The sequence below is a fragment of the Dendrosporobacter quercicolus genome (assembly GCF_900104455.1).
GTDB lineage: Bacteria > Bacillota > Negativicutes > DSM-1736 > Dendrosporobacteraceae > Dendrosporobacter > Dendrosporobacter quercicolus.
Genome location: NZ_FNHB01000001.1, coordinates 1,200,785 through 1,226,675, shown reverse-complemented (window position 1 = coordinate 1,226,675; position 25,891 = coordinate 1,200,785). Strand labels below are relative to the sequence as shown.

Sequence of the window (25,891 nt, the reverse complement as noted above, 5' to 3'; positions counted from 1 at the left end):
ATGAGTAAAACTACCGGTCAGGAGTTTATGCTGAAAACCCGTTATGCCTATTTAACGGGATCGGGGCAATCCCAGGGAGCCGCTCCGCCGGAACTGGAACTGCCTTGTGACCCGGCCGGCCTAAGCATACAGCTGCCTGAACCTGAGCTGCTGCCGGATCATCATGTGAACTTTCTGGAACTGATCGAAATGAGGACAAGTTCGCGGCAGTATGGCAACGAGCCGCTTACGCTGCCGGAACTGTCTTATCTGCTTTGGTGCACCCAGGGCGTGAAACTGGTGATGCCTGGCTCGGCAACCTTCCGGACGGTGCCTTCCGCCGGGGCCAGACATGCGTTTGAGACCTATTTATTTGTGAATCGAGTGGCTGGGCTGGAAGCTGGCTTATACCGGTTTTTGGCAATTGATCATAAACTGGTCGCCGTTCCGGGAATCGCCGGCGGCAGCGAGGAGCTTACGGCGGCCTGCTTACATCAGCAAACAGTGAAAAACAGTGCGGTTACCTTCCTGTGGACGGCGGTAGCCGCCCGAATGATCTGGCGGTATGGTGAACGCGGCTATCGCTATCTGCATCTGGATGCGGGACATGTCTGTCAGAATCTGTACCTGGCGGCAGGGACTTTGCACTGCGGCGTCTGCGCGATTGCCGCGTTTGACGATGAAAAAATCAATGCTTGCTTAGGACTGGACGGGGAACGGCAATTTGTCATCTATGCCGCGACAGTCGGGAAATAACAGATATAGTAAAGGTTGCGGGGGAACGGTGTTTAACCGCAAAGTACTCGAAGGACGCAAAGGGGACGCGAAGGGGTATAGGGAACGGATGAACCACAGAGGGCACGGAGTACACGGAGGGTTGCGGGGGAACGGTGTTTAACCGCAAAGTACTCGAAGGACGCAAAGGGGACGCCAAGGAGTTGGAAGGGAACGGATTGAACCACAGCGGGCACGGAGTACACGGAGGGGTGACGTGCTTTGCACCGTTCTCTGGTTCCCTCTGTGTACGCTGTGGTTCGTTCATTATTTTCACCCCGGCAGGCAGGAGTAATTTTTACCGGTATGGAACTAAAGGTCAGAAAGAATAATTCGATGGAGTAGTTTTCATGGCAAAGAAAAGCAATCGAGGTCGTTGGTTAGTCCTGGCTTTCGTTTTTCTGGCGCTGGCACTTTACGGCTATATGGAGAACCAGTCAACGCCGAAGCAAGAGGACGGTCAATCGCGCTATGAGACCGAAAAATCAGGGGCAGGCGCCGCTGCTGATTTTTCGCAGACAGCGCGCGCGATTCATGGCGCTGTTGACAGTGCGCTGTCTGCACAGGGGATTGGCGCCAGGATAGCCCGGTCTACAGACCGGGAAGTTCCCCGCCAGGAGATTGAAGGAACCATTCGCTGGCATTTCCGGGAAATAGTCGGACAGAGTTCCGGGGACGCGGCTGCGCTTGAGCGGGCGCTGGCGTCTGCGGCCGCTCCGGCCGGCGGGGCGCTGTTAACCGTTCAGCCTGATACTTATCAGGGCCAGCCGGTGCTCAGAATAGATGTTGGGATAAGAGATGAGCTGGGCGGTGAGCCGCTGACCATTGTCACCGACAGGCTGTATATTGCCGACAGGCAAAAAGCTGCGGACCAGGCGCCGGTGAACGTGCGGGGAGAATTAGCGCTGGTTATTGATGATTTTGGTTACAGCAGGGAACCGATAACCGCTTTTGCGGCGATTGACAAGCCGTTAACTTTTGCGGTACTGCCTTACCGTACTTACAGCAATGAAGCAGCAGCACGCGGTCTCAGCGCCGGTCATCAGATCATTCTGCACTTGCCGCTTGAGCCGCTTGCCGCAGCTGAGCAGTCGGAAAAAACAACGATTATGGTTGAGATGAGCGATGACGATATTCAGGCGGCCACTGTCCGGGCAGTGCAGGCGGTTCCCGGCATTATCGGCGTTAATAATCATCAGGGTTCCCGCAGTACGGCGGATCAGCGGGTAATGCGCAATGTGCTTGCCGTGCTGAAGGACAGACATTTATTTTTCATTGACAGCCGGACGAATAGTCAGTCGGTGGCTTATGCCACGGCGCAGGAGCTGGGAGTGCGGTCCGGAGAAAATAATATATTTGTGGACAATGAGGATGATGTCGCGGCAATTAAGCGGCAATTGCGCAGCGCCGGACAGATTGCGATCCGCAACGGTCGCGCGATTGCCATCGGCCATGCCCGGATGAATACGGCAGCTGCTGTGCGGCAAATGCTGCCGGAGTTTGAGGCGGCTGGGATTAAACTGGTATTTGCATCACAATTATTGAAATAGGGGGAGTTAGTTTGGGCAAATTTAACGTAGTAATGACCAGGGCGCTGCTGCCGGCCGCGCAGGAAAAGCTGGCCGAAAGCTGCATTATCCGGGTGCTGGGTCAGGAGGAACAGCCGGATTCGTCAAACTTTCGGGAATGGCTCAAAACTGCCGACGGGCTGGTGGTCAACAGCAGTATGCCTATTGATGAACGTTTGCTGGCTGCCGCCCCCAATTTGCGGGTGATTGTTCAGCCGGCAGTCGGTTACGACAACATTGATGTTGAGGCCTGCACCCGCCGGAGCATTCCGGTGGGAAACACACCGGGCGTACTGGTGGAAGCAACGGCCGATTTAACTTTCGGGTTGTTGCTGTGCGCAGCCCGGCGTATTCATGAAGGCTGGGATTTCGTTCTTAAGGGCAAATGGAGTGACGGCGGCAATCTGTCGTTTGGTTTTGATTTGGCGGGCAAGACCCTGGGCATTGTCGGCCTGGGGCGTATTGGCCTGGCGGTCGCCAGGCGGGCGCAGGTATTTGGCATGAAGGTCATCTATCATAATCGCCGCCGGCGTCCTGATGAGCAGGCGCTCGGCGTTGCCTACGCCGCCTTTGACGAGCTTCTGGTCCAGGCCGACTGCATTATTGTGCTCAGTCCGCTTTCGGCGCAAACCAAGGGGATGTTCAGCCGGGAGCAGTTTGCCAAAATGAAACCATCCGCTTATTTTGTCAATGCGGCCAGAGGCCCGATTGTTGATACCGACGCGCTGGTGGAAGCGCTGACGGCAGAGACCATTGCCTTTGCCGCAATGGATGTCACTGATCCGGAGCCCTTGCCGGCGGATCATCCGTTGCTCAAACTGCCGAATGTACTGATTACCCCCCATATCGGCAGCGCCACAACTGAAACCAGAACCGCCATGGCGCTGCTGACGGCGGATAATTTACTGGCCGGCCTGAACAAACAGCCTTTACCGGCTTGCGTAAATAACGAGGTCAACTACAAGTAAAAAAACAGGAACGGCGTTAACCGCAAAGGACGCAAAGTAGCGAAGGGACATGAGGGATATATATTGGGGAACGGCTTTGACCACAGAGGGCACGGAGTACGCAGAGGGTTACGGGGGAACGGTGTTTAACCGCAAAGTACTCGAAGGACGCGAAGGATTTTTAAATTGGGGTTTTTGTTTGAAATTCCGGTGCAATGATTTGCACCGTTCGGTTCCCTCTGTGACCTCTGTGTACTCTGTGGTTCCATATACGGGTTTGCGAGAAACGGTGCGAACCGCAAAGTACGCAAAGTACGCGAAGGGGACGCGAGGGATTATATTGGGGAACGGATTTGAACCACAGAGGGCACGGAGTACACGGAGGGTTTACGGGAGTGGGGGTTTTTGTCTGAAATTCCGGTGCAATGATTTGCCCCGTTCGGTTCCCTCTGCGACCTCTGTGTACTCTGTGGTTCCATATACGGGTTTGCGGGAGGTTTACGGGTAAAATGGTGTTAACCGCAAAGGACGCAAAGTACGCGAAGGGGACGCGAAAAATAGGCGCGAAATAATCGCGCCCTTTGTTTTTTTATTATGGCTTTATATGCCGGGAACGTTGCAAGCTGGTGTGTCCGGCTTTCTCCCGACGGCGCTGCCACCGGCTGTGATTTGCAAATCCCGCCGACCGCCGTCAATCAACATCATTGTTAACACCATTAATTCTATTTAATCGCGTCCCCTTTGCGTCCTTCGAGTACTTTGCGGTTAACATCGTCTTGCCCTTGTCCCTTTCCGGACCCTCTGTGGTTAGCCCGTTCTCCCTCCGGCCCAAACTCAGTCATGCAGGTCCAATAGCGTTTGGGCATCTGGCTCATCCGGCATTGGGGATTGTACCGCGCCTGGATCGCAATCGTATCATAAAACAGCTGCCACAGTTTACGGAAAGTCCGTTCCTCCTCATCCACTTCCGGCAGTTCCAGACTGCCGACTGGAATGACTGCCGACTGGTAGGGCTGATAAACCAGCCCCATGCCATGAGTTTTATCATGAATAAAAAAGCGTTCTTCCGGATAACGCTCACAAAAATGCCCGGCCAGCAGCGGCAGTACGAAATTTTTCGGTTCTATTTCACCGACAAGAACGTCATTGATAATGGAAAAACGTAGAAACCCTTTCAATAAATGGCTTTCTCTTTCCAGATGCTTAACCGCCTTAACTAGGGTATGAACCACCTCGTTTGTCAGCATATTTATTACCGGCGGGCCGTAACGGTAGCCCAGCCGCAGGAAGAGCAGGATGGTTATCTCTTTCCGGGCAAGGCTGGTTAAAAAGGCCCGCCGGACAAAGTTCAGCGCTGGATTCCCCATTTTTGCCGGAATTGAAGCCAGCACCCGGTTGGCTTTTCGGGCGTCGGTCACAATCGTCTTGCCTGAAAAGAGCAGCGGCTGGCAGGCAGCGGGCGAAAGGATGTCCAGCGGAATTTCTTTTTGCTCGTAACTTTCAAACACACAGCACAATAGTCCGTCGAAACTTCCGTCATAACAGTAAATTAGGTCTGGCTGGCAATGCATTTTCGCAGTTCCTCCTGTAGCGGAGGATAGTGCTGGGGCTGGGTAAAAAGAGAAAGCTGTTCTGCGGGCGAGGGAAAATTGGCCTGAAGCAGTTTGTGCGTTTTTTCCGACAGTAAAGAAGTTAGAGCGGCATTTGGCGCGATTTTTATATTGTTTGCTGTTTTTCCGCCGCAGGTGATAAAATACTGGGCCCGTTTAAGGACGACGCCCAGCTTTTTCAGTCCGTCGAAGTGGAGCGCCGTAGTACGGCGGGCAGCTATGATGCGTTTGGCGCTGGTTACGCCGATGCCTGGTACGCGCAGCAAATCACGGTAGGCAGCGCGGTTGACATCAACAGGGAAAAATTCCATATGATTAAGCGCCCAGTTGCATTTTGGATCGAGATAGGGGTTGAAGCTCTGGTGCTGCTGATCGAGAAGTTCGCTGGCCCTAAAACCGTAAAACCGCAGCAGCCAGTCGGCCTGATACAGGCGGTGTTCACGCCAGAGCGGCGGAGCCGTATCCAGAGCCGGCAGGAGGCTGCTGTCTGCTACCGGCAGGTAAGCGGAGAAAAAGACCCGTTTCAGTTTATATTTTTTGTAAAGGCCTTCGGTTAAGTTTAAAATTTGAAAATCGGTCTCCGGTGTAGCTCCAATGATCATTTGCGTACTCTGACCGGCGGGAGCAAACTTCGGGGCGCGGCGATATTTTACCAGGTCCCGCGAGTTCTCCTGAATACGGCTTTGAATATAGCCCATGGGGGTAAAAATGGAATGCTTGGTTTTATCCGGCGCTAAGAGCTGCAAACTGTCCTGCGAGGGAAATTCGATATTCACGCTCATCCGGTCGGCCAGCAGTCCCAGGCGGGTCAGCAAGGCACTGTCGGAGCCAGGGATGGCCTTGGCATGGATATAGCCGGAGAACCGGTATTCCTCGCGCAGAATGCGCAGCGTTTCAATCATTTGTTCACAGGTATAGTCGGGATTTTTCAGCACGCCGGAGCTTAGAAAAAGGCCTTCAATATAATTGCGCCGGTAAAAATGAATGGTCAGATCAGCCAGTTCCCGCGGGGTAAAGGCGGCGCGCGGCGTATCGTTGGAGGTACGGTTGACGCAGTATTGGCAATCATAGGCGCAGACATTGGTCATAAGTACTTTTAGCAGGGAAATGCACCGCCCGTCCGCGGAAAAGCTGTGACAAATGCCACAAGCGGCCGCGCTGCCAATGCCGCCGGACGCAGCTTTTTTATTTACCCCGCTGGAGGTGCAGGCCACATCATATTTTGCTGCGGCGGTTAAAATTTTCAGTTTCGCAAAAACATCCACCTGGATCAGCTCCTTGCTTGAGATAAAGCTTGGCTATGTTTTCTTTACCGCTGCGTATGCAGGCGGTTGATTATCTTTATTATATTATACGAACATATGTTTTGCAAACGTTTGTACTGTTAAAAAAGCAATGTTAGGTAAAAAATATTTACTGACACCACTACGCCGGACGCGAAAAATGTCGTATAATAGATGTTGGCAAAAAAGAGTACTAGCACACTTTGGAGGTAAATGGATGAAGTTTTCTAAACCTATTTATATTATTGGACATCGCAATCCGGATACTGATTCAATCTGTTCGGCCATTGGTTACGCTAATTTAAAAAGAGCGCTAGGAGAAAATGTTGTTCCGGCCAGAGCCGGTAAGATAAATGCCGAAACCAAATTTGTTCTGGAAAAATTCGGGGTGGCAGCGCCCAAGCTGATTACCGACTTACATCCGCGGGTCAGGGATGTCATGCTGGACAGCGCGATTGTGGTACAGCCGGACGATACCCTCCGCGAACTGGGCAAAGTGATGCGCCGGCATGAAGTAAAATCGGTGCCGGTCATTGATGAAAATACCGTCTTAGCGGGGATCGTTTCGGTTACTGATCTGGCTAAACGGTATTTTGACGAACTGGAAATGCAGGATTTATCCGAGGCGGGCGTTGAGCTGACCGCTCTCGTCCGGGTGCTGGACGGCACGGTGGTGCAAGGCGGCAGCCTGAACCGGAAGGTTACCGGCAAAGTAAGAATTGCCGCAGGCAGTACAAGCACAATCCAGCAGGTTATCGAGCCCGGTGATGTGGTGCTGGTTGGCGACCGGGGCAGCACTTTACTGGAATGCATTGCTCAAAATATCGCTTGCCTGGTAGTCACCGGCGCGGCTCAGGTTGGACCGGAAATTTTAGCTGAGGCGGCAAGCAGGGGGATTGCCGTAATCAGTGCGCCGCATGATACCTACACCTGCGCCCGGTTGATCAATCAGTGCATTCCGGTAAGCATGATTATGCAAAAAAAGGTCATTACATTTAAGCCTTCCGATTTGGTCAATGACACCAGAGAGATTATCGCCGACAACCATCACCGTACTTTTCCGGTAGTGGAAAATGGCAAACTGGTCGGTCTGATTGCCCGTGATCAGCTGATTGTCACGAACCGGGAAAAAATCATTCTGGTTGATCATAACGAACGGTCTCAGGCCGTTGAGGGCATTGAAGAAGCGCAAATTATAGAAATTATTGATCATCACCGCTTAGGGGGCCTGCAAACCGGCGAACCGATTTTTATCCGTCATGAGCCGGTAGGGTCGACCGGCACAATTGTTGCCAACATGCACTGGCATCGCGGGGTGGAGCTGCCGGCTGACATTGCCGGCTTACTGCTGGCGGCGATTGTATCTGACACCGTTCTATTTAAATCGCCTACGGCAACTGCTTATGACCGGGAGACCGCGGAGAAACTGGCGGCGATTGCCGGACTGGATATGCAGGAGTTCGGCCTGGCGCTGCTCAAGGCTGGCTCGGGCATTGGCGATATGCAGGCCGGAGAGATTGTACACAATGATTTAAAAGAGTTTCAGATTGGTGAATACCGGATGGCGATTGCCCAGATATCCGTGATGGATACCGCAGAGGTGCTGGCGGTTAAAGCCGATCTACTGACCGCAATGGACGCTATGCTGCTTAAGGAAAACTATGATATGGCCCTGCTGATGATTACCGATATCATTCAGGAAGGCACGCAGCTGATTTACGCCGGGCAGCCTACGGCATTAATCGCCGAAGCCTTTGGCGGCAGAGGGCAAGACAGCATGGTTTATCTGCCCGGCGTGATGTCCCGGAAAAAACAAGTAATTCCGCCAATGGTGGAAGCCGCCCGCAATTTTTAGACCTGCCCGATAGCCTGTTAACCACAGGCTATCATTTTTTTACGTCCCCGCTTTATGTCCTTCGCGTACATTGCGGCTAACCACCGTTCCCCCGTAAACCTCTTGCAAACCCGTCCCTGGAACCACAGAGGACACAGAGGTCACTGAGGGAACCAGAGAACGGCGCAAATCATTGCACCGGAAATTCATATAAAAACCTCTACTCCCGTTAATCCTCCGTGTACTCCGTGCCCTCTGTGGTTCAAATCCGTTCCCACTATAACCCCTCGCGTCCCCTCTTTATGTCCTTCGAGTACTTTGCGGTTAAACACCGTTTCCCCGTATTCTCTTATGCTTTTCTGGCCGGAGGAAAGGAAAATAGTACTTGTTGCCGAAAATATACATGTTATACTACTTTAAAACAGCGATATTGATGGAATTTCCATGAATATCTTACGGAGGCATTATGCAGAACATATTTGACGGATTAAATCCGGCGCAGGCTGAAGCTGCGGCGCATATTGACGGCCCTTTGCTGATTATGGCCGGAGCGGGTTCGGGCAAAACCAAAGTATTAACCTGCCGAATTGCCTATTTACTGGAGCAGGGTGTAGCGCCGTACAATATATTGGCCATTACGTTTACCAACAAGGCTGCGGCTGAAATGCGGGAGCGGGTTGAACGGATGGTGGGACTCCGGTCCAAGGATATCTGGCTGAGTACCTTCCATGCTTTTTGCGCCAAGTTTTTGCGGCTGGAAATCGACGCTGTCCCCGGTTACCAGCGTAATTTTGTCATTTATGATGCCGGTGACTGCCAGGCGGTAGTCAAAGCCTGCCTGAAAGAGCTGAATCTGGATGACAAGCAATTTGCGCCCAACAGCATTCAGTCGATGATTTCCAATGCCAAAAACGCCTTAACCGATGAATGGGAATTTGCCCGGACCGCCGATACGTTTTTTGCCGGGAAGGTCGCGGAGATTTACAAGCTGTATCAGGCTAAACTGCGTAATCATAATGCGCTGGATTTTGATGATTTACTGCTGTATACCGTGCGGCTGCTGGAAACCAATCCCGAGGTGTGCGAAAAGTATCAGAATAAATTTAAATATATTCTGATTGATGAATACCAGGATACCAACCATGCCCAGTATCTGCTGGCGCATTTGCTGGCGGCGAAGCACCGGAATCTTTGTGTGGTGGGCGACGCCGACCAAAGTATTTACGGCTGGCGCGGCGCTGATATCCGCAATATCATGGATTTTGAAAAAGATTACCCGGAAGCGAAAGTCGTTAAGCTGGAGCAAAACTACCGTTCAACCAAGACTATTTTAGCGGCGGCCAATGCCGTCATTGAACATAATGCCGACCGGAAGCCCAAAGAGCTGTGGACGGAGAATACGGCCGGCGAGCCAATCAGCTATTATCTGGCCAATGACGAGCGTGATGAAGCGCAGTATATCGCCAGCAATATCATTAAGCTCAATACCGTCTACAATACCGGTTACGGCGATATGGCCGTCCTGTACCGTACCAATGTGCAGTCCCGGGTCATTGAGGAAGCCTTTATGAAAAATGGCATTCCTTACACGATGGTGGGCGGACTGAGATTTTATGACCGCAAAGAAATTAAGGATATCCTGGCTTACCTGAGGGTCATCTTTAATCCGGCCGATACCGTCAGCCTGCTGCGCATCATTAATGTTCCGCGCCGGGGCATTGGCGATACCACCATCGGCCGGCTGAACGACTATGCGGGCGGCAACGGGCTGACGCTGTTTGACGTGGTGTCAAATCCGGAGCTGGTGCCCGGGTTGACGGCCCGGGCCAAACGGCCGCTGGAAGACCTGGCGGAGTTCATTTTTACGCTGATGAGCGAGCAGAATTCGCTGGCGGTCGCCGACCTGATCGACAAAGTAATGACCGCTTCGGGTTATCTGGCCGAACTGGAAAAGGAACAAACCCCGCAGAGTGAGGTACGGATTGAAAACTTGCGGGAATTATTAAGCGTGGCCAAAGAATTTGCCAATGGGGAACTGGAACATAATCTGGAGAATTTTTTAAGCCATGTGGCGTTGGTTTCCGATCTTGATACCGCTGAGACCAATGGCGAAAAGGTGACATTGATGACGCTGCATTCGGCCAAAGGACTGGAGTTTCCGGTGGCTTTTATGGCTGGGCTGGAAGAAGGGCTGTTTCCGCACGCCCGGACACTGATGAATGAATGCGAAATTGAAGAAGAACGCAGAATATGTTATGTGGGCATTACCAGGGCCCGGCGAAAATTATATCTCACCAATGCCCGGATGAGAACCATTTACGGCAAGACCATCATGTATCCGGCATCGCGGTTTTTAAGCGAAATTCCGCCGTCCGTTCTGGAACGGGTGGAAATGCGGCCCAGCCGTCCGGCTGCCTGGAGTTCCGGGTTTGGCGGCGGGACAGGGGCTGGGCGGCAAATGCCGGCGGCGGCCGGCCCGGCTGCTCCGGCGGCAAGAGCGGCGGTGCGTCCGACCGGGCAGCCTGTCGCCTGGAAGGTTGGCGATAAAGCCCAGCACAGCAAATGGGGCGTTGGTACAGTGGTTGATGTGCGGGGCCAGGGCGAGGATCAGGCGCTGAAAGTCGCCTTTCCCGGTCAGGGAATTAAAGAGCTGATGCTTAAATATGCCCCAATCGCCAAAGTTGAAGTATAAGCTTAAGGAGTGAATACTGTGTCCGGAGACATTCCTCAGACCATGCAAGCGGCAGCGGAAGCTGCGGAAGAGTTAAGGCGGAAACTTAACCATCACAATTATCAGTACTACGTTTTAGATCAGCCGGAGCTGGCCGATGATGAATACGACCGGCTGATGCAGCAATTAATCGCCATTGAAGCCGCCTTTCCCGCGTTGATTACCCCGCATTCCCCCACCCGGCGGGTGGGCGGCGCACCGGCGGAGGGGTTTGGGAGGATAGCTCATCTTACGCCGATGCTAAGTTTGGGAAATGCCTTTTCGCCAGACGGTTTGCTGGCTTTTCATCAGCGGGTGGTGAATGTTTTAGGCGCAACTGAGCCGGTGGAGTATGTTGTCGAACATAAAATTGACGGTTTGGCCATTAATCTGGTGTATGAGCAGGGGCTACTGGTTCGCGCCGCTACGCGGGGCGATGGGATTGAAGGCGAGGATGTAACGGCCAATATCAGAACCATCAAATCCATTCCTTTGCGCTTGCAGGGAGAGGCTGCCGCTGCTGCGGGGCTGCTGGAAGTGCGCGGTGAGGTTTATATGGCCAGAACGGAATTTGAACGCTTAAACAAACTGCGCGAACAGAATGGAGAGCCGCTGCTGGCCAATCCGCGCAATGCGGCCGCCGGTTCTTTGCGCCAGCTAGATCCGCAGGTTACCGCCGAACGGACTCTGGCGGTATTTATCTACGGAATGGGCGTGCATGAAGGGGTGGAACTTGCCACCCATGCGCAAACCTTAGCCTATTTACAAACCCTGGGGTTTAAAGTCAACCAGTGTTACCGGGTCTTTTCCGATATTGAGGAAATTGCCGGCTACTGCCAAAGCTGGGCGGCCAAGCGTTCAGACCTGCCTTATGAAATTGACGGTTTGGTGATCAAGGTCAATGATCTGGCCAGTCAGAAGCTGCTGGGCGCAACCGCGAAAGATCCCCGCTGGGCAATTGCTTTTAAATTTCCGGCTGAACAAAGCACCACGGTGATCAGGGACATTATGATCAGCGTTGGCCGGACCGGCGCGCTGACGCCCACTGCTCTTTTGGAGCCGGTCAGGCTGGCCGGCTCGACAGTGAGCCGGGCTACTTTGCATAATGAAGATTATATTCAACAAAAAGATATCCGGATCGGTGATACGGTAGTCATTCATAAAGCGGGTGATGTTATCCCGGAGGTGGTGGCTGTTGTGACGGCCAACCGGACCGGGGCGGAGCAGCCCTTTGTTATGCCGGCTTATTGTCCGGAATGCGGCAGTCCGGCAGTGAGGCTGGAAGAAGAGTCGGCCCGGAAATGCATTAATCCGGACTGTCCGGCCTTGTTGCGCGAGGGGCTGATTCATTTTGTATCCCGGGACGCAATGAATATCGACGGCTTGGGGCCGGCGCTGCTGACCAGTTTGCTGGCGGCCGGCTTAATTAAAGATGCCGCTGATCTATATCAGCTTACGGCTGATAAAATTCTGCAGATCGAACGAACCGGGGAAAAATCAGCCGCTAATCTGCTGAACTCAATTGAAAACAGCAAAACAGCAGGGCTGGCGAGGCTGTTGTTTGGTTTAGGCATTCGATATGTCGGAGTTAAGGCGGCTGCGGTGCTGGCCCGCCATTTTGGCGATATTCATGCTTTGGCCAGGGCGCAGGTGGAGGATTTACTCAGGTTAGAGGAGATCGGGGCCAAAATTGCTGAAAGTGTAGTGCGCTATTTTGCCGTTCCGGCCAATCTTGCACTGATTAAAAAGCTGCAGGCTCTCGGCGTTAAGACAACCCAGGATCGTGCGGCGTCTGATATTCCGCAGCCTCTGGCCGGATTGACCTTTGTGCTGACCGGAACGCTGACGGGAATGACCCGCAATGAGGCGGCGGCTAAAATTGAAGCGCTCGGCGGGAAAGTGGCCGGCTCGGTCAGCAAGAAAACCAGTTATGTGGTGGCCGGGGCTGAGGCGGGCAGTAAATTGGCCAAAGCCGGCCAGTTGGGCGTAAAGATTATTGACGAGGCGGAATTTAGCTTGCTGGTTAGTCCTGAGCTGTAGATTACCGGTTTCAGGACTGGACAAGCGTGGTATAATATGATTTATATGGGAATTGCAAGAATAGACTACAGGCCTATGACGATAGGCAAATGATTATCGTATGGATGGTGAAATCATGAAAATAACCCGTAAAGATGTAGAAAATGTTGCTTTACTGTCACGGCTGGAGTTTTCGGAAGCCGAGCTGGTAAAGTCTACTGAGCAGCTCAACGCCTTTCTAGACTATGCGGATGTTTTAACGCAGGTCAATGTTGAAGGAGTTGAACCGACCGCTCATGTATTGCCGCTTAGAAATGTCCTGCGGCCTGATGAAGTAAAACCGTCCCTGGCGCGTGAACTGGCGCTGACGAATGCGCCCTCGCAGGAAAACGGCTATTTTAAAGTGCCTAAGATTATGGAAGGCTAGGAGGAAAAACTATGGAGTTGTTTAAACAAACGGTCCATCAATTGCATTGCTTGCTGCAGGCCAAAGAAGTTTCGGCTGCTGAAATCACCAGTTCAGTCCTGGAACGGATGAATGCGGTTGAAGGCGATGTTCAGGCCTATATTACAAAAATGCAGGACACTGCACTCCAGCGCGCCAAAGCAGTTGACGCAAAAATCCAGCGCGGCGAGCCGGTATCGCCATTAGCCGGTATTCCCGGCGCGATTAAGGATAATATTTGTACGTCAGGGGTGAAAACCACCTGCGCCTCGAAGATACTGGCCGGCTTTACGCCGCCTTATAATGCCACAGTCATGGAAAAATTAGGTGAAGATGCGGTGATTGTCGGTAAAGCCAATCTTGATGAATTTGCCATGGGCGGTTCGACCGAGAATTCCGCTTTCCAGTCAACCCGCAATCCCTGGGATTTAACGGCGGTTCCCGGAGGTTCAAGCGGCGGTTCGGCCGCTGCGGTTGCCGCCGGTGAAGCGATCTGGGCGCTGGGCTCCGATACCGGCGGCTCGATCCGTCAGCCGGCCGCCTATTGCGGTCAGGTTGGCCTGAAACCGACCTATGGCCGCGTTTCCCGCTATGGCCTGGTGGCTTTTGCTTCATCCCTGGATCAAATCGGGCCAATCTCCCGTGATGTGACCGACTGCGCTTATGTCATGAATGCCATTGCCGGCTATGACGCCAAGGATTCAACCTCCATCAACGCGGCAGCGCCTGATTTTACCAAGGCTCTGGTACCGGGCATTAAGGGTTTGAAAATTGGCTTGCCCCGCGAATATTTTGTGCCAGGCATGGATCCTGAAGTGGAAAAATCCATTCGCCGGGCCATTGACCAACTCGTGGCGCTAGGCGCTGAGCTTACCGAAATTTCCATGCCCCATACCCAGTATGCCCTTTCGGCTTACTACCTGATAGCTCCGGCTGAGGCCAGCTCAAATCTGGCCCGCTATGACGGCGTGGGCTTTGGGCACCGGGCCGCCGGCGGCAGCGATATTATCGACATGTACAGGAAAACCAGGAGCGAGGCCTTTGGCCCTGAGGTTAAACGCCGGATTATGCTGGGCACCTATGCGTTAAGTTCAGGCTATTATGACGCTTACTATCTGAAGGCGCTGAAAATACGTACCCTGGTCAAGCAGGATTTTGACCGCGCTTTTGAAAAAGTGGATGTACTGATTACCCCGACCGCGCCCACCACGGCGTTTAAATTTGGCGAAAAAGCCGACGATCCCTTGTCGATGTATTTGCAGGATGTCTGCACCATTCCAGTTAACCTGGCCGGTGTACCGGCTATTTCCATTCCCTGTGGTTTTTCCGGAATCCTGCCGATCGGCCTGCAGATTATCGGCAAACCGCTGGCGGAAGAGACCATTATCCGCACCGCCTATACCTTTGAACAAAACAATGACTACCACAAGCGTTTTGCGCCGCTCGGGGAGGTTAAATAAATGGATTATGAAATTGTCATCGGGATTGAAGTACATAGTGAATTAAAGACCAATTCCAAGATCTTTTGCGGCTGCAGCACGCAGTTCGGCTCAGCTCAGAATACCAATGTCTGTCCGGTTTGCCTAGGGCTGCCGGGCGTATTGCCGGTCATCAACGAACGGGTGGTGGAGTTTGCCATCAAAGCAGGGCTGGCGCTCAATTGTTCGATTTTACCATTCAGCAAATTTGACCGGAAAAATTACTATTATCCCGACCTGCCGAAAAATTTTCAGACCTCACAGTATGACCTGCCGATTGCGGTGAATGGTTATCTTGATATTGACGTCAATGGCCAGACCAAGCGGATTGGCATTACCAGGGTTCATATGGAGGAAGACGCCGGCAAACTGGTGCATTCGGGCACCATTGCCAGCTCGGATTATGCCCTGGTGGACTATAACCGGACCGGAGTGCCGCTGATTGAAATTGTGTCCGAGCCGGACTTGCGCTCGCCGGAGGAAGCCAAGGCCTATGTGGAAAAAATCAAGTCCATTCTGGAATACATTGATGTGTCCGACTGCAAAATGGAAGAAGGCAGCCTGCGTTGCGACGCCAACATTTCACTCCGGCCGCGGGGTGAGGCTAAATTTGGCACCAAAACCGAAATTAAAAACATGAATTCGTTTAAAATGGTGCAGAAGGGTTTGGAATACGAGGTTGAGCGGCAGGCCGAGGTGCTGGAGGACGGCGGTCGGATTGTTCAGGAAACCCGGTCGTGGGACGACAGCAAAGGCATTACCGTTTCGATGCGCAGCAAGGAACAGGCCCATGACTACCGGTATTTCCCCGAGCCTGATCTGGTGCCGATCGTGGTTGACCCGGCGCAGGTTGAAGCCATCCGGGCCAGCCTGCCGGAATTGCCGGATGCCCGCAAACAGCGGCTGATGAAGGATTATGGTTTGTCGGGGTATGATGCCGGGGTGATTACCGCCAGCCGGTTGCTTGCCGATTATTATGATCAAATCGTCGCAGCCAAGGCTGACCCCAAAGCGGCAGCCAACTGGCTGATGGGCGAAGTAGCCAAGTTTCTCAATTCGGCGTGCTTAAGCATCACGGAATGCCCGGTTGGCCCGGAACGCTTAGCCGGCTTGATTGAGCTGATTGAGAAAGGCACCATTTCCAGTAAGATTGCCAAAACGGTTTTTGAGGAAATGTGGTCAAGCGATAAAGCGGCAGCGGTCATTGTAAAAGAAAAAGGCCTGGTGCAAATCACCGACAGCGGTGAGATTGAGGCTATTGTCGATACGGTCATTGCCGCCAATCCCCAGTCGGTGGCTGATTTTAAAGCCGGAAAAGACCGGGCATTAGGATTTTTGGTCGGTCAAATTATGAAACAAACCAAGGGCCGGGCCAATCCGGATATGGTAAATAAGCTGTTAAAACAAAAACTGCTTTAAAAGCTGCCTTTAATTACCGGCAGGATGCGAAAGATTCGCATCCTGTTTTTTGTATGAAAGAACAGCATCAGGCACATAATTCTATTGATACGCCTAAAAAGAGGTGTTTTTTTATGTTGCCGGATAAAGTACCGTGGAAGCTTAAAGAAGTGGTGTCGGTATATGTTTTGCGGCTGGTTTTGGGTATTTTGCTGGTGAGGTTTATTTATCCGCAGTTGTTTAGCGCCAGTTCCTTGGTCATTGAACTGACGGACCGGCTGCTGATGATCGCGCTGGTCTGGATCACGGTCAGTAAATACCGGCCCGATTTCGGCGAATTGGGGTTTTCCATTAAAAACTGGAGGAAAAATACCGCGCAAGGGATTGTGGCCGGCTGCCTGCTGTTTGGGGTTAGTATTTACAGCGAACGCCTGTATACCACTGTCTTGCTGCTGACCCCCAGCAATCACCCGCTGGTCCAGCAGGCGGAAAGTGCAGTATCGGTTGGACAACTGGCGGTTCCCTTATTCCTGGCCGGGGTGGCCGCACCGGTAGCTGAGGAAGTCTTATACCGGTTTTTTACTTTTTTACCGTTAAAGGAGCGGTGGGGATTGGCGGTCGGGGCGCTGCTCAGTTCGGCTATCTTTGCGCTGATGCATTTTAACGCTTATTGGCTGGCGGAGATCATTGTCGTCGGCGTCGGGCTGACCCTGCTGTATTATTGGACAGGTTCACTGCTTAGCGCCATTGTGGCCCATTCTTTCATCAATTCAACGAAAGTGCTGCTGGTTTTCTTCGGTATTCCCTTACTATAACCAGAAGGAGTTGAAGGACATGCCTAAATGCAAAAACTGCGGCAATTCTTACAGTTTTGGCTCAAGCGCCGCGCCGCCGGCCGTGCCCACGGCCAATGGCCCGTTATCAGGCATTATCGGCCAGTTTGATCAGCAGAGTCAGATGGTCAGTATGAATAGCTGGGGCGTCAGTAAAAACATGCGGCGGCAGGCAGCGGCCAATCCTCAGCAGTTTTTTGACACCTGCACCAAGTGCGGCGGACAAATGATTGACTGGAGCGATGGGCGGGAATAGAGGAGTTATGCTTGCTGCAGTCGAAACAGTATGGGGAATTTTACCACGGTTAAATCAATGAAAAGGGGTTTGATTTCATGACCAATTGGCAGGAACTTCCCGTAGATAAGTTACGCTTTAACTGTGATGAAGGTTTGCTGAACTTTGCGAGTACAGCCGATGTCGCGCCGCTGGAAGGCATGATTGGCCAGGAGCGGGCGGTAAAAGCAGTGGAATTTGGCTTATTTGCCAAAAACCAGGGCTATAATATTTTTGTATCCGGTTTGGTCGGCACCGGAAAAATCACCTATGCCCGGGCCGCGGTCAGTAAAGTGGCCAAACAGGAAAGTGTTCCTAACGATTGGTGTTATGTCAATAACTTTGATAATCCCAGCCAGCCGATTGCCCTGATTCTGCCGGCCGGAGTCGGCAGTTTACTGCGGCAGGACCTGCAGGAACTGGTGGAAACCTTAAAAAGCGATATTCCCAAAGTATTTAGCAGCGACGATTATGAACAGGCGAAAACAAGACTGGTCAAAAGCTTTCAGGATAAGCGTTCTTTAATGCTGGAATCGTTTAATCAATATGCCGAGGAACAGGGAATTCTGCCGCAATGGTCTTCGACCGGCTTTGCCGGCATTCCGGTAAATGACGGCAAGCCTTTAACGCCGGAAGGATATCAGGGCATGCCCAAAGAGCAGCGGGAGGAACTTGAACAGAAGCTGCGGGCTGTTCATGAAAAATCAACCGAGATATTACGGCGTATGCAGCATCTGGAGCGGGAAGTGCGGGAACAGGTAAAAGAGCTTGACCGGAAAATCGGCTTGTTTGCCGTCGGCCATTTTATTGATGAACTGAAAGAAAAGTATGCCGGTTATCAGGATATTGTAGAACATTTTGAGGCGGTCAAGCAGGATGTTGTGAAAAATATCAATGATTTTAAGCCGTCCCAGCTTGATGAGGAAAACAATCCGCTGATGTTATTTAAGCGCAACGTTCAGGATACCATTAAAAACAAATACACAATCAATTTATTGGTGGATAACCGGGATTGCGAGGGTGCGCCGGTCATTGCCGAAATCAATCCGACCTACTATAATTTGCTGGGGCGGGTGGAATATGAAAACCGGATGGGTGTGGTCGGAACCGACTATACCATGATTAAGCCCGGCGCTTTGCATAAGGCCAACGGCGGGTATTTAATTCTCAACGCCCGTGATGTGCTGACCAATATGGGCGCGTGGGAAGCGCTAAAGCGGGTGCTGAAGACCAGGGAGCTGTTCATTGAGAATTTAGGCGAGCAATTCGGTATGCTGGCCATGGCCTCGCTTAAGCCGCAGCCAATACCGCTCAATGTCAAAGTAATTCTGATTGGCAATCCAACGCTTTATTATCTCATGTTTAATCATGATGAGGATTTCCGGAAATTATTCAAGATTCATGCCGACTTTGACGTTCAAATGGACAATACTGCCGAAAACATTGCCAAACTGGCGGCTTTTATCAGTTCGACGGTCAACCGCGAACAGCTTAAGCATTTTGATCAGCCGGCCGTTGCCAAGGTTGTTGAATATTCCAGCCGGCTGGCCGGCAGCCAAAAGAAACTGACTACCCGGTTTAACGAAATTGTCGAGTTATTGTGTGAAGCCGATGCCTGGGCTACGACTGAAGGCAGCTCACTGATCAACGCCCGGCATATAGTAAAAGCGATTGAGGAAAAACGCAACCGCTCCAACAAATACGAGGAGCGGCTGCAGGAAATGTTTATAGAAGGGAAATTCCTGATTGATACCGAAAATACCAAAGTCGGCCAGGTTAACGGACTGGCGGTAATGGCGGTCGGGGAGTATATGTTTGGCAAGCCTTCCCGGATTACCGCCAATACTTATCTGGGCAAAAGCGGTATTGTCAATATTGAGCGGGAAACAAAAATGAGTGGTACCAGTCATACCAAAGGGGTTTTGATTTTGAGCGGTTATCTGGGTCAGAAATACGCGCAGCAACGGCCTTTAACGCTGACCGCCAGTCTGACCTTTGAACAACTGTATGACGGTGTGGACGGCGACAGCGCTTCCAGCACCGAACTGTACGCTATTTTATCCAGTCTGGCCGGTTTGCCGCTGAAACAATACATTGCCGTTACCGGATCCGTGAACCAAAAGGGCGAAATTCAGCCAATTGGCGGTGCAACCCAAAAAATCGAAGGGTTTTTTGCAGTCTGCAAGGCCAAGGGCTTAACCGGACAGCAGGGGGTAATGATTCCGCATCAGAATGTTGACGAGCTTACTTTAACTGACGAAGTAATTGAGGCGGTGCGTTCCGGTAAGTTTCATATTTATCCGGTGAAAACCATTGATGACGGCATTGAGATCCTCACCGGCGTTGCAGCCGGAACACTTAAGGATGACGGCAGCTATCCGGAAGGGACGGTCCATTGCCTGGTCAATCAAAAACTGGTCGAATATACCGATACACTATTGAAGCTGGGCAAAAGCGCCGAAGCCGAGAGCAAAGGCAAGCCTGACTTCCAATTCGAATGAGAGAAAGGTGCAAACTGAGTGACCCGAGAGATTCCAGTAATAAAAGGTCAAACGTATTGTTTGAATATTGTCAGCCTGGGCCATAGCGGCGAAGGGGTAGGGCGTTACCGGGATTTTACCGTATTTGTACCCGGCGCGCTGCCGGGAGAAGAGGTAAAGGTTAAGATTATTGAATGTAAAAAGAGCTATGCCAAAGGGCAATTAATTGCAGTTAAGCACAGTGCGGCCGAGCGTGTTCAGCCGCACTGCGGGCTTTACCGGCAATGCGGCGGCTGTCAGCTGCAGCATCTGGATTATCCGGCGCAGCTGTCGGCCAAGCGGCAACTGGTGGTTGACGCTGTGACCAGAATCGGCAAGATCGCCGGTGTGACGGTAAAACCGACGCTGGGCGCGGCCAATCCCTGGTATTATCGCAATAAGATGCAGTTCCCGGTGGGAATGGATCAGCAGGAAATTGTCATTGGCTGTTTTGCTCAGGGGACGCATGCCATTGTCAATACTGAGCACTGCCTGATTCAGCATCAGTCCAACAACCTGATTGCCCGTCAGGTCCGGCGGCTGCTTGGTGAGCTGGAGATTAGCATTTATGATGAAAAGACTGGCGCCGGCGCTGTTCGTCACGTATTGGGCCGGGTCGGCGCGGTCAGCGGTGAAGTGATGGTGGTACTGGTAACCGCCTGCGATACCCTGCCTAATAAGAATGCGCTGGTTGCCGGACTGAGGGATAATATCCCCGGTTTGGTCAGCATTGTGCAAAATGTCAACAGCAAAAAGACAAATGTAATTATGGGCAGCAAAACAGTAACCTTATGGGGGCAGGATACCATTACGGATAAGTTGGGGCCGTTTACCTTTCACATTTCGGCCCGTTCCTTTTTTCAAGTGAACACCGCGCAGGCTGAAATTTTATACAATACAGCAGTTGAATATGCCGCTTTAACCGGACGGGAGACAGTGATTGACGCCTATTGCGGAACAGGCACCATCAGCCTGTTCCTGGCCAGGCAGGCCCGCCGGGTGATTGGCATCGAAATCGTCGAGCCTGCCATCCGGGATGCCTGGCGTAATGCCGAGCTGAATGGCATTGACAACGCGGAGTTTATCGTTGGCGACGCTGTCGCCGTAATGCCGGAACTGTATACCCAGGGAGTCCGTCCCGACGTCATTGTCGTTGACCCGCCCCGGGCCGGCTGTGACAGGCCGGTGCTGGAAGCTTTTGCTCATATGCAACCCCAGAGGATTGTGTACGTATCCTGTAATCCGGCTTCCTTAGCCCGTGACCTGGCCGTGCTGACCGAGTATGATTATGAAGTCCGGGAGATTCAGCCGGTCGATATGTTTCCTCATACGTATCACGTGGAGACAGTCACACTCCTGCAAAGGAAAGACACCACAATATAGTGTATAAAGCTAGTGAATTAGCCACAACATGGTGCGTTGTGGCTAAATATTTGATATGTTTTCGCATACGTCTATGGTTGTAAAAGGATTTATCTTCTGTTCTCATAGACGTTTCACGTGGAGTGTTGCATTTGGCTGAAAAGAAAACACAGCCTTTAAAGCCAGGTGGGGACTGGGTTCAAAGGCTGTGGTGAAATGTGGAATATGTTTCCCTTGACGTGACTAGAAAACATCAGGCCGATTTATACCTGGCGTTTTCTATGTTAATCATTATCAAATCCGCCTCAAAGGGATGGTGAATATTTCGCGATAATCTTTCTGGTATACGAGGAGATTTAATTATGAAAAAAATATCCAAATATCTTTTGATCATCTTGGCACTCTGTCTCCTGGTAACGCCGGTACTCTCGCTCAAGGCGGACAACGTCATCGAGAGCGTAGAGACCCTCGGCTTCGTCGATATCGACGGCTCCAAGACTAACGCCATCGTTGTCAAGTACGGGGTCGATCTGACCGGCGCTGATATCGACCTGAGCACTTTTGAGATCAACGACTACGGCACGACGCTGAGCGAAGAAGACCTCAACGCGGGCAGCAATCCCGGCGTGGCCCTGAAGGCCTATGTAAATGACAAGCCTGAAACCTCCGCAGTAGGCGGTAGCGGCACCGGCAATTATGTGATCATCGAGGTCAACACCGATTATTCTGTCAGTCGCTTCGCCAGATCCTGGGAGATCACCATGGCTGCAGACGTCAAGCAGGTCAAACCCATCCATACTGCGAAAGACGTGATTGTCCCCAGCACCAAGAAGGTTGTAAACTACACAGTGGAGACTTACGTTGGATATAATCCCATGACGGGCCAGCCGAGAGATCCGGAATACTACAACTATGCAATTAAAGGCACTTACACCATTAAGGGCATCGAGGATTATGAGCTTCACACCATCGAAGACGGTACAGCTTTTAAGGCAACCTATTGCTTCGATGAGGCAAACGGCAAGTACTGGGATTTCGATCTGCCCTATGCGCTGTACGTCCCCAAAGACTATGATCCAAGCAAGAAATATGCTCTGGTCCTGCAAATCCATGACGCTGGTTCTATGAGTTCCAACCCGATGCTCCCCCTGACCGAGGCACAAGGTCCTAGCAATTATGCCTCTAAGGAGTTTCAACAGTTGGCAAAGGATCAGGGTTTGGGCGGCGCGATCATTGTCTGCCCGGCAATCGCTGAGTTCTTCAATATGGACAAGGAAAACCCAAAATACGCACTGCGCATGGCCCGTGATAACTGGACCCTGAGCTGCGGCGTCCCTGCAATCTGGCAGCTGATGGATTCCCTCACGAAGACTTACAACGTCGATTCGAACCGCATTTACGGCTCCGGCCAGTCCATGGGCGGCATGACCATTATGGCCATGGCCGCGCAGCGTGACAACTACTTTGCCGCCATCATGCCCATGAGCTGCATATGGGGCACCAACTTCAACAAGGATTACGCGTTTAACGGCTCTGCATATTACAATGCTCCAGCTGACGGCAAGATCATCTGGAACGTAGACGATGAAGGCAAACCCTGCGACTACAACAACTGGTTCTACATGTGCTCCGACGACAACATCCTCTATCTCAACACCGATGGCAATCCAGAATACATGATGCTCTTCAAAGACCTCTGCGCTGTGAAAGTGGAAGAGGCTCCGATGGTTCTGACGAAAAACACAACCGTGGCAGAGAGAAATGCGCTTGTGAAAGAGCTTGTTTCCCGTAAGAGCGATCTTGGTATTTATCAGGTCACACTGAGCGGTAACGTCGGCCATATGTCCGCATGGTTCTACGGTCATGGCACCTTTGCCTGTTACGAGTGGCTGATGAGCCAGACCCGCGAGACCGAGATGAATCGCCACAAGCTGGATCTCAACAAGCCGTATGTACTAGCGGAACAGCAGATCCAGACCAAAGACAGGGTCTACTCCACGGAGAAAGACGGCACTGTCATTTACTATCCGACCGGCAAGCTCGGCGCCGGCACCATCGGCTACAACTCCGCGTGCACTGCCTTGGGCAGCGACGTAAAACTGTATCCGGGCTGGAAGCCGGAAAAGTAAATAATAGTAACAAAGTTCCTTTTTTTTCCCCTTTGGAGGGTGGCAACTCTGAGCCCAACTGCCGCCTTTCATTCCTGTTTTTCTCACCGTATAATAAAAACGCAGCGAGATGTCCTTGGCGGTGAAGTTGTCAGAGGTACTGACGATGACAAAAGGGGAAGCACAATGGAATCCAAAACCGATGACCCAATAATGCGCCAAGCAATTATGGACGCAGTCGAACGTAATAAGCAAAAACTCGAAGAGATCAGACGCAGGTTTAAGAAGAATTTCAATATGAGTAAAGCTGGCGGAGAGTGAATTTTATAGAAACCGAACCGCCGTCTGTCACCGGGAGGATTTGAGTAAAAGGACTCGAAACTTACCACAGAGTTTGAGAAATAGGAAAGACCGGCTTGCAATCCCCGTTCTGTGCCAATAGAAAGGAGGAGGCTATGGAATTACTTTTTTTATTATCTTTTACTTTGCACAATATAGAAGAGGCCATATGGCTTCCCAGATGGTCTAAACATGCGGGAAAATATCATCCCCCAGTGTCCAACAGAGAATTCCATTTTGCATTGATAGTTGTAACCGCATTGGGTTATTTCATAACGTTTATGGCAATAACATTAGGACAATTTTATGGAATAGTTAAATATATTTATTTGGGTTTTATATTTATGATGTGTCTCAATTCTGTTTTTCCGCATTTTGTCGCAACGCTTGTTCTCCGGAAGTATGCACCAGGAACGTTAACAGGGCTATTGTTAAATTTACCAATTGGGTTAACTGTTATTATGAAAAGCCTAGAAGATGGTCTGCAATTAAAGTTTATTGTATTAGCAGGTGGACTTATCACTTTTCTGACGCTTATAAGTTTACCATATCTTTTTAGGCTCGGAAGTACTTTATCGGTTAGCAATCGAATTGGGGATTCTTGAAAGACCTCTTGCCTAAGAGACGCAATATCAGGTTTCGAGCGATAAGAAAGAAATCGATAAAGACTATCAGTTTAGTAAGTGGCTCCGGCAGGCGGTTGACGGCAAGATCATTAACCCGAGGCAGGAGGACTAACCAGTGGGCTGCATTAGAGAGGCTGAAAATTATTTGCGCTATTACCGGGATATTACGAAAAGCATTGAGCACGCCGACCGGATGATCGGGCATTAATGTGGCAGACCGAGCCGAAACCGCTGGGCGCCGTGGTCATGGACGTGACCGGAGTTCGGGCATCGCAGTCGCACGATACCTTAAACCAAATTTTTTCAACTACAAAAGTGGCAGGAGATGCGGGAGTTAACGCTCACCGAGATGGGGAAAGTCGAGGACGTCTTAAATGCGATTTGCCTGGACCCCGGCTGTGAACGGTATAAGGACGTACTGATTATGTGGTATGTAAAAAAGGTGGATAAAGAGGACATCGCGCGGGGCATTGGCTATAGTGAAAATTCCCGAGATTGTCTATGAAATAAAAACCGATGCCATCCGGAAGTTTGCCGTCGCATTGTTCGGCGTCACCGCATTGAAAGCGATATAAGCGTGAACAAATCGTGAACACTTTTTTGATTTTGACCGTGCTATAATGATACCATCGAAATACTTGAGACCGCCCCGTTTGGGGCGGTCTCACTATTCTGGTAAGCAAAGACAAAACGGGTGTCCTGAAGGATCGAGCATGGTTATCCACTGAGTGGGGTTATATTGTTTTTCGGCAACTTTAGCACCTAAGGATATAGCGTGACTGACAGCAACTTGTAGATTGCTTACTGTGAAATCGATATGGAGCATTTTTTGTTGTGTATCAACCGTTTCCGGCCATACAGGGGGGATATAGTCGTTCTCTTGTTGACATAATAAGCGAAGAGGATGGTCTGGAGAATGAACTGAAACACAATTTTTGCCTAATTCGGTCTTGTTCCATCCCAATAAATCAGCGTAAAAATCCCCCAGCTTTTGAGCGTCATCACAATCTATCATAATGTCATCGATACGGATTGAAAAAGTGTTATTAATACTTAGGGTTTGTTTGTTGTTCATTCCACATTCCTCTCATCTGCAGTTTTATACTTATAACCAAGATAGTTCGAAGTTATCGAGTAGTGTATCCATTTTTTTACTATCAGTATAAACCACGGAGAACAAATGTACAATGAGTTTAATAATTAAAATGATTTACACAAAGCCGAATTATCTATAATTCGGAGGCCGTCCCGTTTGGGGCGGTCTTACTTTTTATGGAGGTGGCCTCATGCCAACGGTAGTGTGTAGCCGGACGGACTGCTTGAACCACGGTTTGGAAGTCTGTATGGCAAATCGAGTGGAGTGGCGTCAAGGACAGTGCAGCGGCCATATCACGAGTTGGCAGGCGATGAAAGCCAACGCTCCGCCGGATGAGAGGAAGCACGGGGCAATTGTCCCGAAGCAGGGCCGGCCGATCCGGTGATAGGGTTTAAACCATTTCCTGGAAATGAATCGGGCGGTTCCTTCCTACGGGGCGGGGGGCCGCAGGAGTCAGCTATGCCACGATAAATTCCCGCGAAAAATAAAAAAAATTGTTCAACTTTTCAAACGCACAAATTCAGTGGTACTGAGAGTTTGCCAGAGTTTGAAAGAGAAAAAGATTATCTCTTTATTGGAACGTGTGCAGGATTTTGGTAATCCTGGCAGCCTAGCACCATACTGTTTTTTACACAGACGAGGCACTGCTTCAAAAGCCAGCCGGCGTCCACCATCGCCTTGCGAAAGTT

Annotated in this window: 20 protein-coding genes; 17 read left to right on the top strand and 3 right to left on the bottom strand. The window is 51.2% G+C overall.

Going from position 1 to position 25,891, the window contains the following annotated elements:
- From BLR06_RS05640 to BLR06_RS05630, 3 genes are all read left to right on the top strand, one after another.
- Entirely contained in the window at nt 1-735 is a 735-nt protein-coding gene (locus BLR06_RS05640) for a SagB/ThcOx family dehydrogenase (protein WP_092069399.1), read from the top strand.
- A 368-nt stretch (nt 736-1,103) separates the two neighbouring features.
- Nucleotides 1,104-2,303, top strand: coding sequence for a divergent polysaccharide deacetylase family protein (locus tag BLR06_RS05635; protein ID WP_092069394.1), 1,200 nt, complete (start codon nt 1,104-1,106; stop codon nt 2,301-2,303).
- A gap of 11 nt (nt 2,304-2,314) precedes the next feature.
- Complete coding sequence (locus BLR06_RS05630) at nt 2,315-3,289, top strand: 2-hydroxyacid dehydrogenase (protein WP_092069391.1); 975 nt, start codon at nt 2,315-2,317, stop codon at nt 3,287-3,289.
- A 701-nt stretch (nt 3,290-3,990) separates the two neighbouring features.
- Here BLR06_RS05630 and BLR06_RS05625 read toward each other — a convergent pair.
- Both BLR06_RS05625 and BLR06_RS05620 read right to left on the bottom strand, forming a co-directional pair.
- Nucleotides 3,991-4,839, bottom strand: a complete 849-nt coding sequence (locus BLR06_RS05625) for a TIGR03915 family putative DNA repair protein (RefSeq protein ID WP_092069388.1) — start codon at nt 4,837-4,839, stop codon at nt 3,991-3,993.
- Nucleotides 4,818-6,143, bottom strand: a complete 1,326-nt coding sequence (locus BLR06_RS05620; protein ID WP_092069386.1) for a putative DNA modification/repair radical SAM protein — start codon at nt 6,141-6,143, stop codon at nt 4,818-4,820. The genes BLR06_RS05625 and BLR06_RS05620 overlap by 22 nt, the downstream gene beginning before the upstream one ends.
- A 235-nt stretch (nt 6,144-6,378) precedes the next feature.
- Between BLR06_RS05620 and BLR06_RS05615 the strand changes: the two genes are divergently transcribed.
- From BLR06_RS05615 to BLR06_RS05555, 14 genes are all read left to right on the top strand, one after another.
- On the top strand, nt 6,379-8,016 hold the full coding sequence (locus BLR06_RS05615; RefSeq protein ID WP_092069383.1) for a putative manganese-dependent inorganic diphosphatase: 1,638 nt from the start codon (nt 6,379-6,381) through the stop codon (nt 8,014-8,016).
- Nucleotides 8,017-8,461: 445 nt separating this feature from the next.
- Nucleotides 8,462-10,687, top strand: coding sequence for a DNA helicase PcrA (gene pcrA / locus BLR06_RS05610; RefSeq protein ID WP_092069380.1), 2,226 nt, complete (start codon nt 8,462-8,464; stop codon nt 10,685-10,687).
- Between the two features lie 18 nt (nt 10,688-10,705).
- Nucleotides 10,706-12,745, top strand: coding sequence for an NAD-dependent DNA ligase LigA (ligA, locus tag BLR06_RS05605; RefSeq protein WP_245698030.1), 2,040 nt, complete (start codon nt 10,706-10,708; stop codon nt 12,743-12,745).
- A 115-nt stretch (nt 12,746-12,860) separates the two neighbouring features.
- Nucleotides 12,861-13,151, top strand: coding sequence for an Asp-tRNA(Asn)/Glu-tRNA(Gln) amidotransferase subunit GatC (gene gatC / locus BLR06_RS05600; RefSeq protein ID WP_092069377.1), 291 nt, complete (start codon nt 12,861-12,863; stop codon nt 13,149-13,151).
- 11 nt (nt 13,152-13,162) lie between these two features.
- Nucleotides 13,163-14,629: an Asp-tRNA(Asn)/Glu-tRNA(Gln) amidotransferase subunit GatA gene (gene gatA / locus BLR06_RS05595; RefSeq protein ID WP_092069374.1), complete on the top strand. Its 1,467-nt coding sequence runs from the start codon at nt 13,163-13,165 to the stop codon at nt 14,627-14,629.
- Nucleotides 14,630-16,066, top strand: a complete 1,437-nt coding sequence (gene gatB / locus BLR06_RS05590) for an Asp-tRNA(Asn)/Glu-tRNA(Gln) amidotransferase subunit GatB (RefSeq protein WP_092069372.1) — start codon at nt 14,630-14,632, stop codon at nt 16,064-16,066.
- A gap of 113 nt (nt 16,067-16,179) precedes the next feature.
- Nucleotides 16,180-16,860, top strand: a complete 681-nt coding sequence (locus tag BLR06_RS05585) for a CPBP family intramembrane glutamic endopeptidase (RefSeq protein WP_092069370.1) — start codon at nt 16,180-16,182, stop codon at nt 16,858-16,860.
- A gap of 19 nt (nt 16,861-16,879) precedes the next feature.
- Nucleotides 16,880-17,134, top strand: a complete 255-nt coding sequence (locus BLR06_RS05580) for a hypothetical protein (RefSeq protein WP_092069368.1) — start codon at nt 16,880-16,882, stop codon at nt 17,132-17,134.
- Nucleotides 17,135-17,211: 77 nt separating this feature from the next.
- Nucleotides 17,212-19,653: a Lon protease family protein gene (locus BLR06_RS05575; RefSeq protein WP_092069366.1), complete on the top strand. Its 2,442-nt coding sequence runs from the start codon at nt 17,212-17,214 to the stop codon at nt 19,651-19,653.
- 18 nt (nt 19,654-19,671) lie between these two features.
- Nucleotides 19,672-21,054 (top strand): 23S rRNA (uracil(1939)-C(5))-methyltransferase RlmD, encoded by a 1,383-nt coding sequence (gene rlmD / locus BLR06_RS05570; protein ID WP_092069363.1) that lies wholly within the window; start codon nt 19,672-19,674, stop codon nt 21,052-21,054.
- Nucleotides 21,055-21,395: 341 nt separating this feature from the next.
- Nucleotides 21,396-23,162: an alpha/beta hydrolase-fold protein gene (locus tag BLR06_RS05565; RefSeq protein ID WP_092069359.1), complete on the top strand. Its 1,767-nt coding sequence runs from the start codon at nt 21,396-21,398 to the stop codon at nt 23,160-23,162.
- A 165-nt stretch (nt 23,163-23,327) separates the two neighbouring features.
- Complete coding sequence (locus BLR06_RS20210) at nt 23,328-23,462, top strand: hypothetical protein (protein ID WP_255319470.1); 135 nt, start codon at nt 23,328-23,330, stop codon at nt 23,460-23,462.
- A gap of 134 nt (nt 23,463-23,596) precedes the next feature.
- A complete protein-coding gene (locus BLR06_RS05560) occupies nt 23,597-24,085 on the top strand; it encodes an HXXEE domain-containing protein (protein WP_092069356.1) in 489 nt (162 codons plus the stop codon).
- A 346-nt stretch (nt 24,086-24,431) separates the two neighbouring features.
- Nucleotides 24,432-24,611: a hypothetical protein gene (locus BLR06_RS05555; RefSeq protein ID WP_092069353.1), complete on the top strand. Its 180-nt coding sequence runs from the start codon at nt 24,432-24,434 to the stop codon at nt 24,609-24,611.
- Between the two features lie 162 nt (nt 24,612-24,773).
- On the opposite strand, the gene BLR06_RS05550 is transcribed toward BLR06_RS05555, so the two are convergent.
- A complete protein-coding gene (locus BLR06_RS05550) occupies nt 24,774-25,181 on the bottom strand; it encodes a VOC family protein (protein WP_092069351.1) in 408 nt (135 codons plus the stop codon).
- Nucleotides 25,182-25,891 lie beyond the last annotated feature (710 nt).

Coding starts and splice junctions, on each gene's coding strand:
- BLR06_RS05560 (WP_092069356.1), top strand. CDS start 23,597: ATGGAATTACTTTTTTTATTATCTTTTACTTTGCACAATATAGAAGAG.
- BLR06_RS20210 (WP_255319470.1), top strand. CDS start 23,328: ATGGAATCCAAAACCGATGACCCAATAATGCGCCAAGCAATTATGGAC.
- BLR06_RS05580 (WP_092069368.1), top strand. CDS start 16,880: ATGCCTAAATGCAAAAACTGCGGCAATTCTTACAGTTTTGGCTCAAGC.
- BLR06_RS05635 (WP_092069394.1), top strand. CDS start 1,104: ATGGCAAAGAAAAGCAATCGAGGTCGTTGGTTAGTCCTGGCTTTCGTT.
- BLR06_RS05565 (WP_092069359.1), top strand. CDS start 21,396: ATGAAAAAAATATCCAAATATCTTTTGATCATCTTGGCACTCTGTCTC.
- gatC (WP_092069377.1), top strand. CDS start 12,861: ATGAAAATAACCCGTAAAGATGTAGAAAATGTTGCTTTACTGTCACGG.
- gatA (WP_092069374.1), top strand. CDS start 13,163: ATGGAGTTGTTTAAACAAACGGTCCATCAATTGCATTGCTTGCTGCAG.
- BLR06_RS05625 (WP_092069388.1), bottom strand. CDS start 4,839: ATGCATTGCCAGCCAGACCTAATTTACTGTTATGACGGAAGTTTCGAC.
- BLR06_RS05615 (WP_092069383.1), top strand. CDS start 6,379: ATGAAGTTTTCTAAACCTATTTATATTATTGGACATCGCAATCCGGAT.
- BLR06_RS05555 (WP_092069353.1), top strand. CDS start 24,432: ATGCGGGAGTTAACGCTCACCGAGATGGGGAAAGTCGAGGACGTCTTA.
- BLR06_RS05575 (WP_092069366.1), top strand. CDS start 17,212: ATGACCAATTGGCAGGAACTTCCCGTAGATAAGTTACGCTTTAACTGT.
- pcrA (WP_092069380.1), top strand. CDS start 8,462: ATGCAGAACATATTTGACGGATTAAATCCGGCGCAGGCTGAAGCTGCG.
- BLR06_RS05550 (WP_092069351.1), bottom strand. CDS start 25,181: ATGAACAACAAACAAACCCTAAGTATTAATAACACTTTTTCAATCCGT.
- BLR06_RS05640 (WP_092069399.1), top strand. CDS start 1: ATGAGTAAAACTACCGGTCAGGAGTTTATGCTGAAAACCCGTTATGCC.
- gatB (WP_092069372.1), top strand. CDS start 14,630: ATGGATTATGAAATTGTCATCGGGATTGAAGTACATAGTGAATTAAAG.
- BLR06_RS05585 (WP_092069370.1), top strand. CDS start 16,180: ATGTTGCCGGATAAAGTACCGTGGAAGCTTAAAGAAGTGGTGTCGGTA.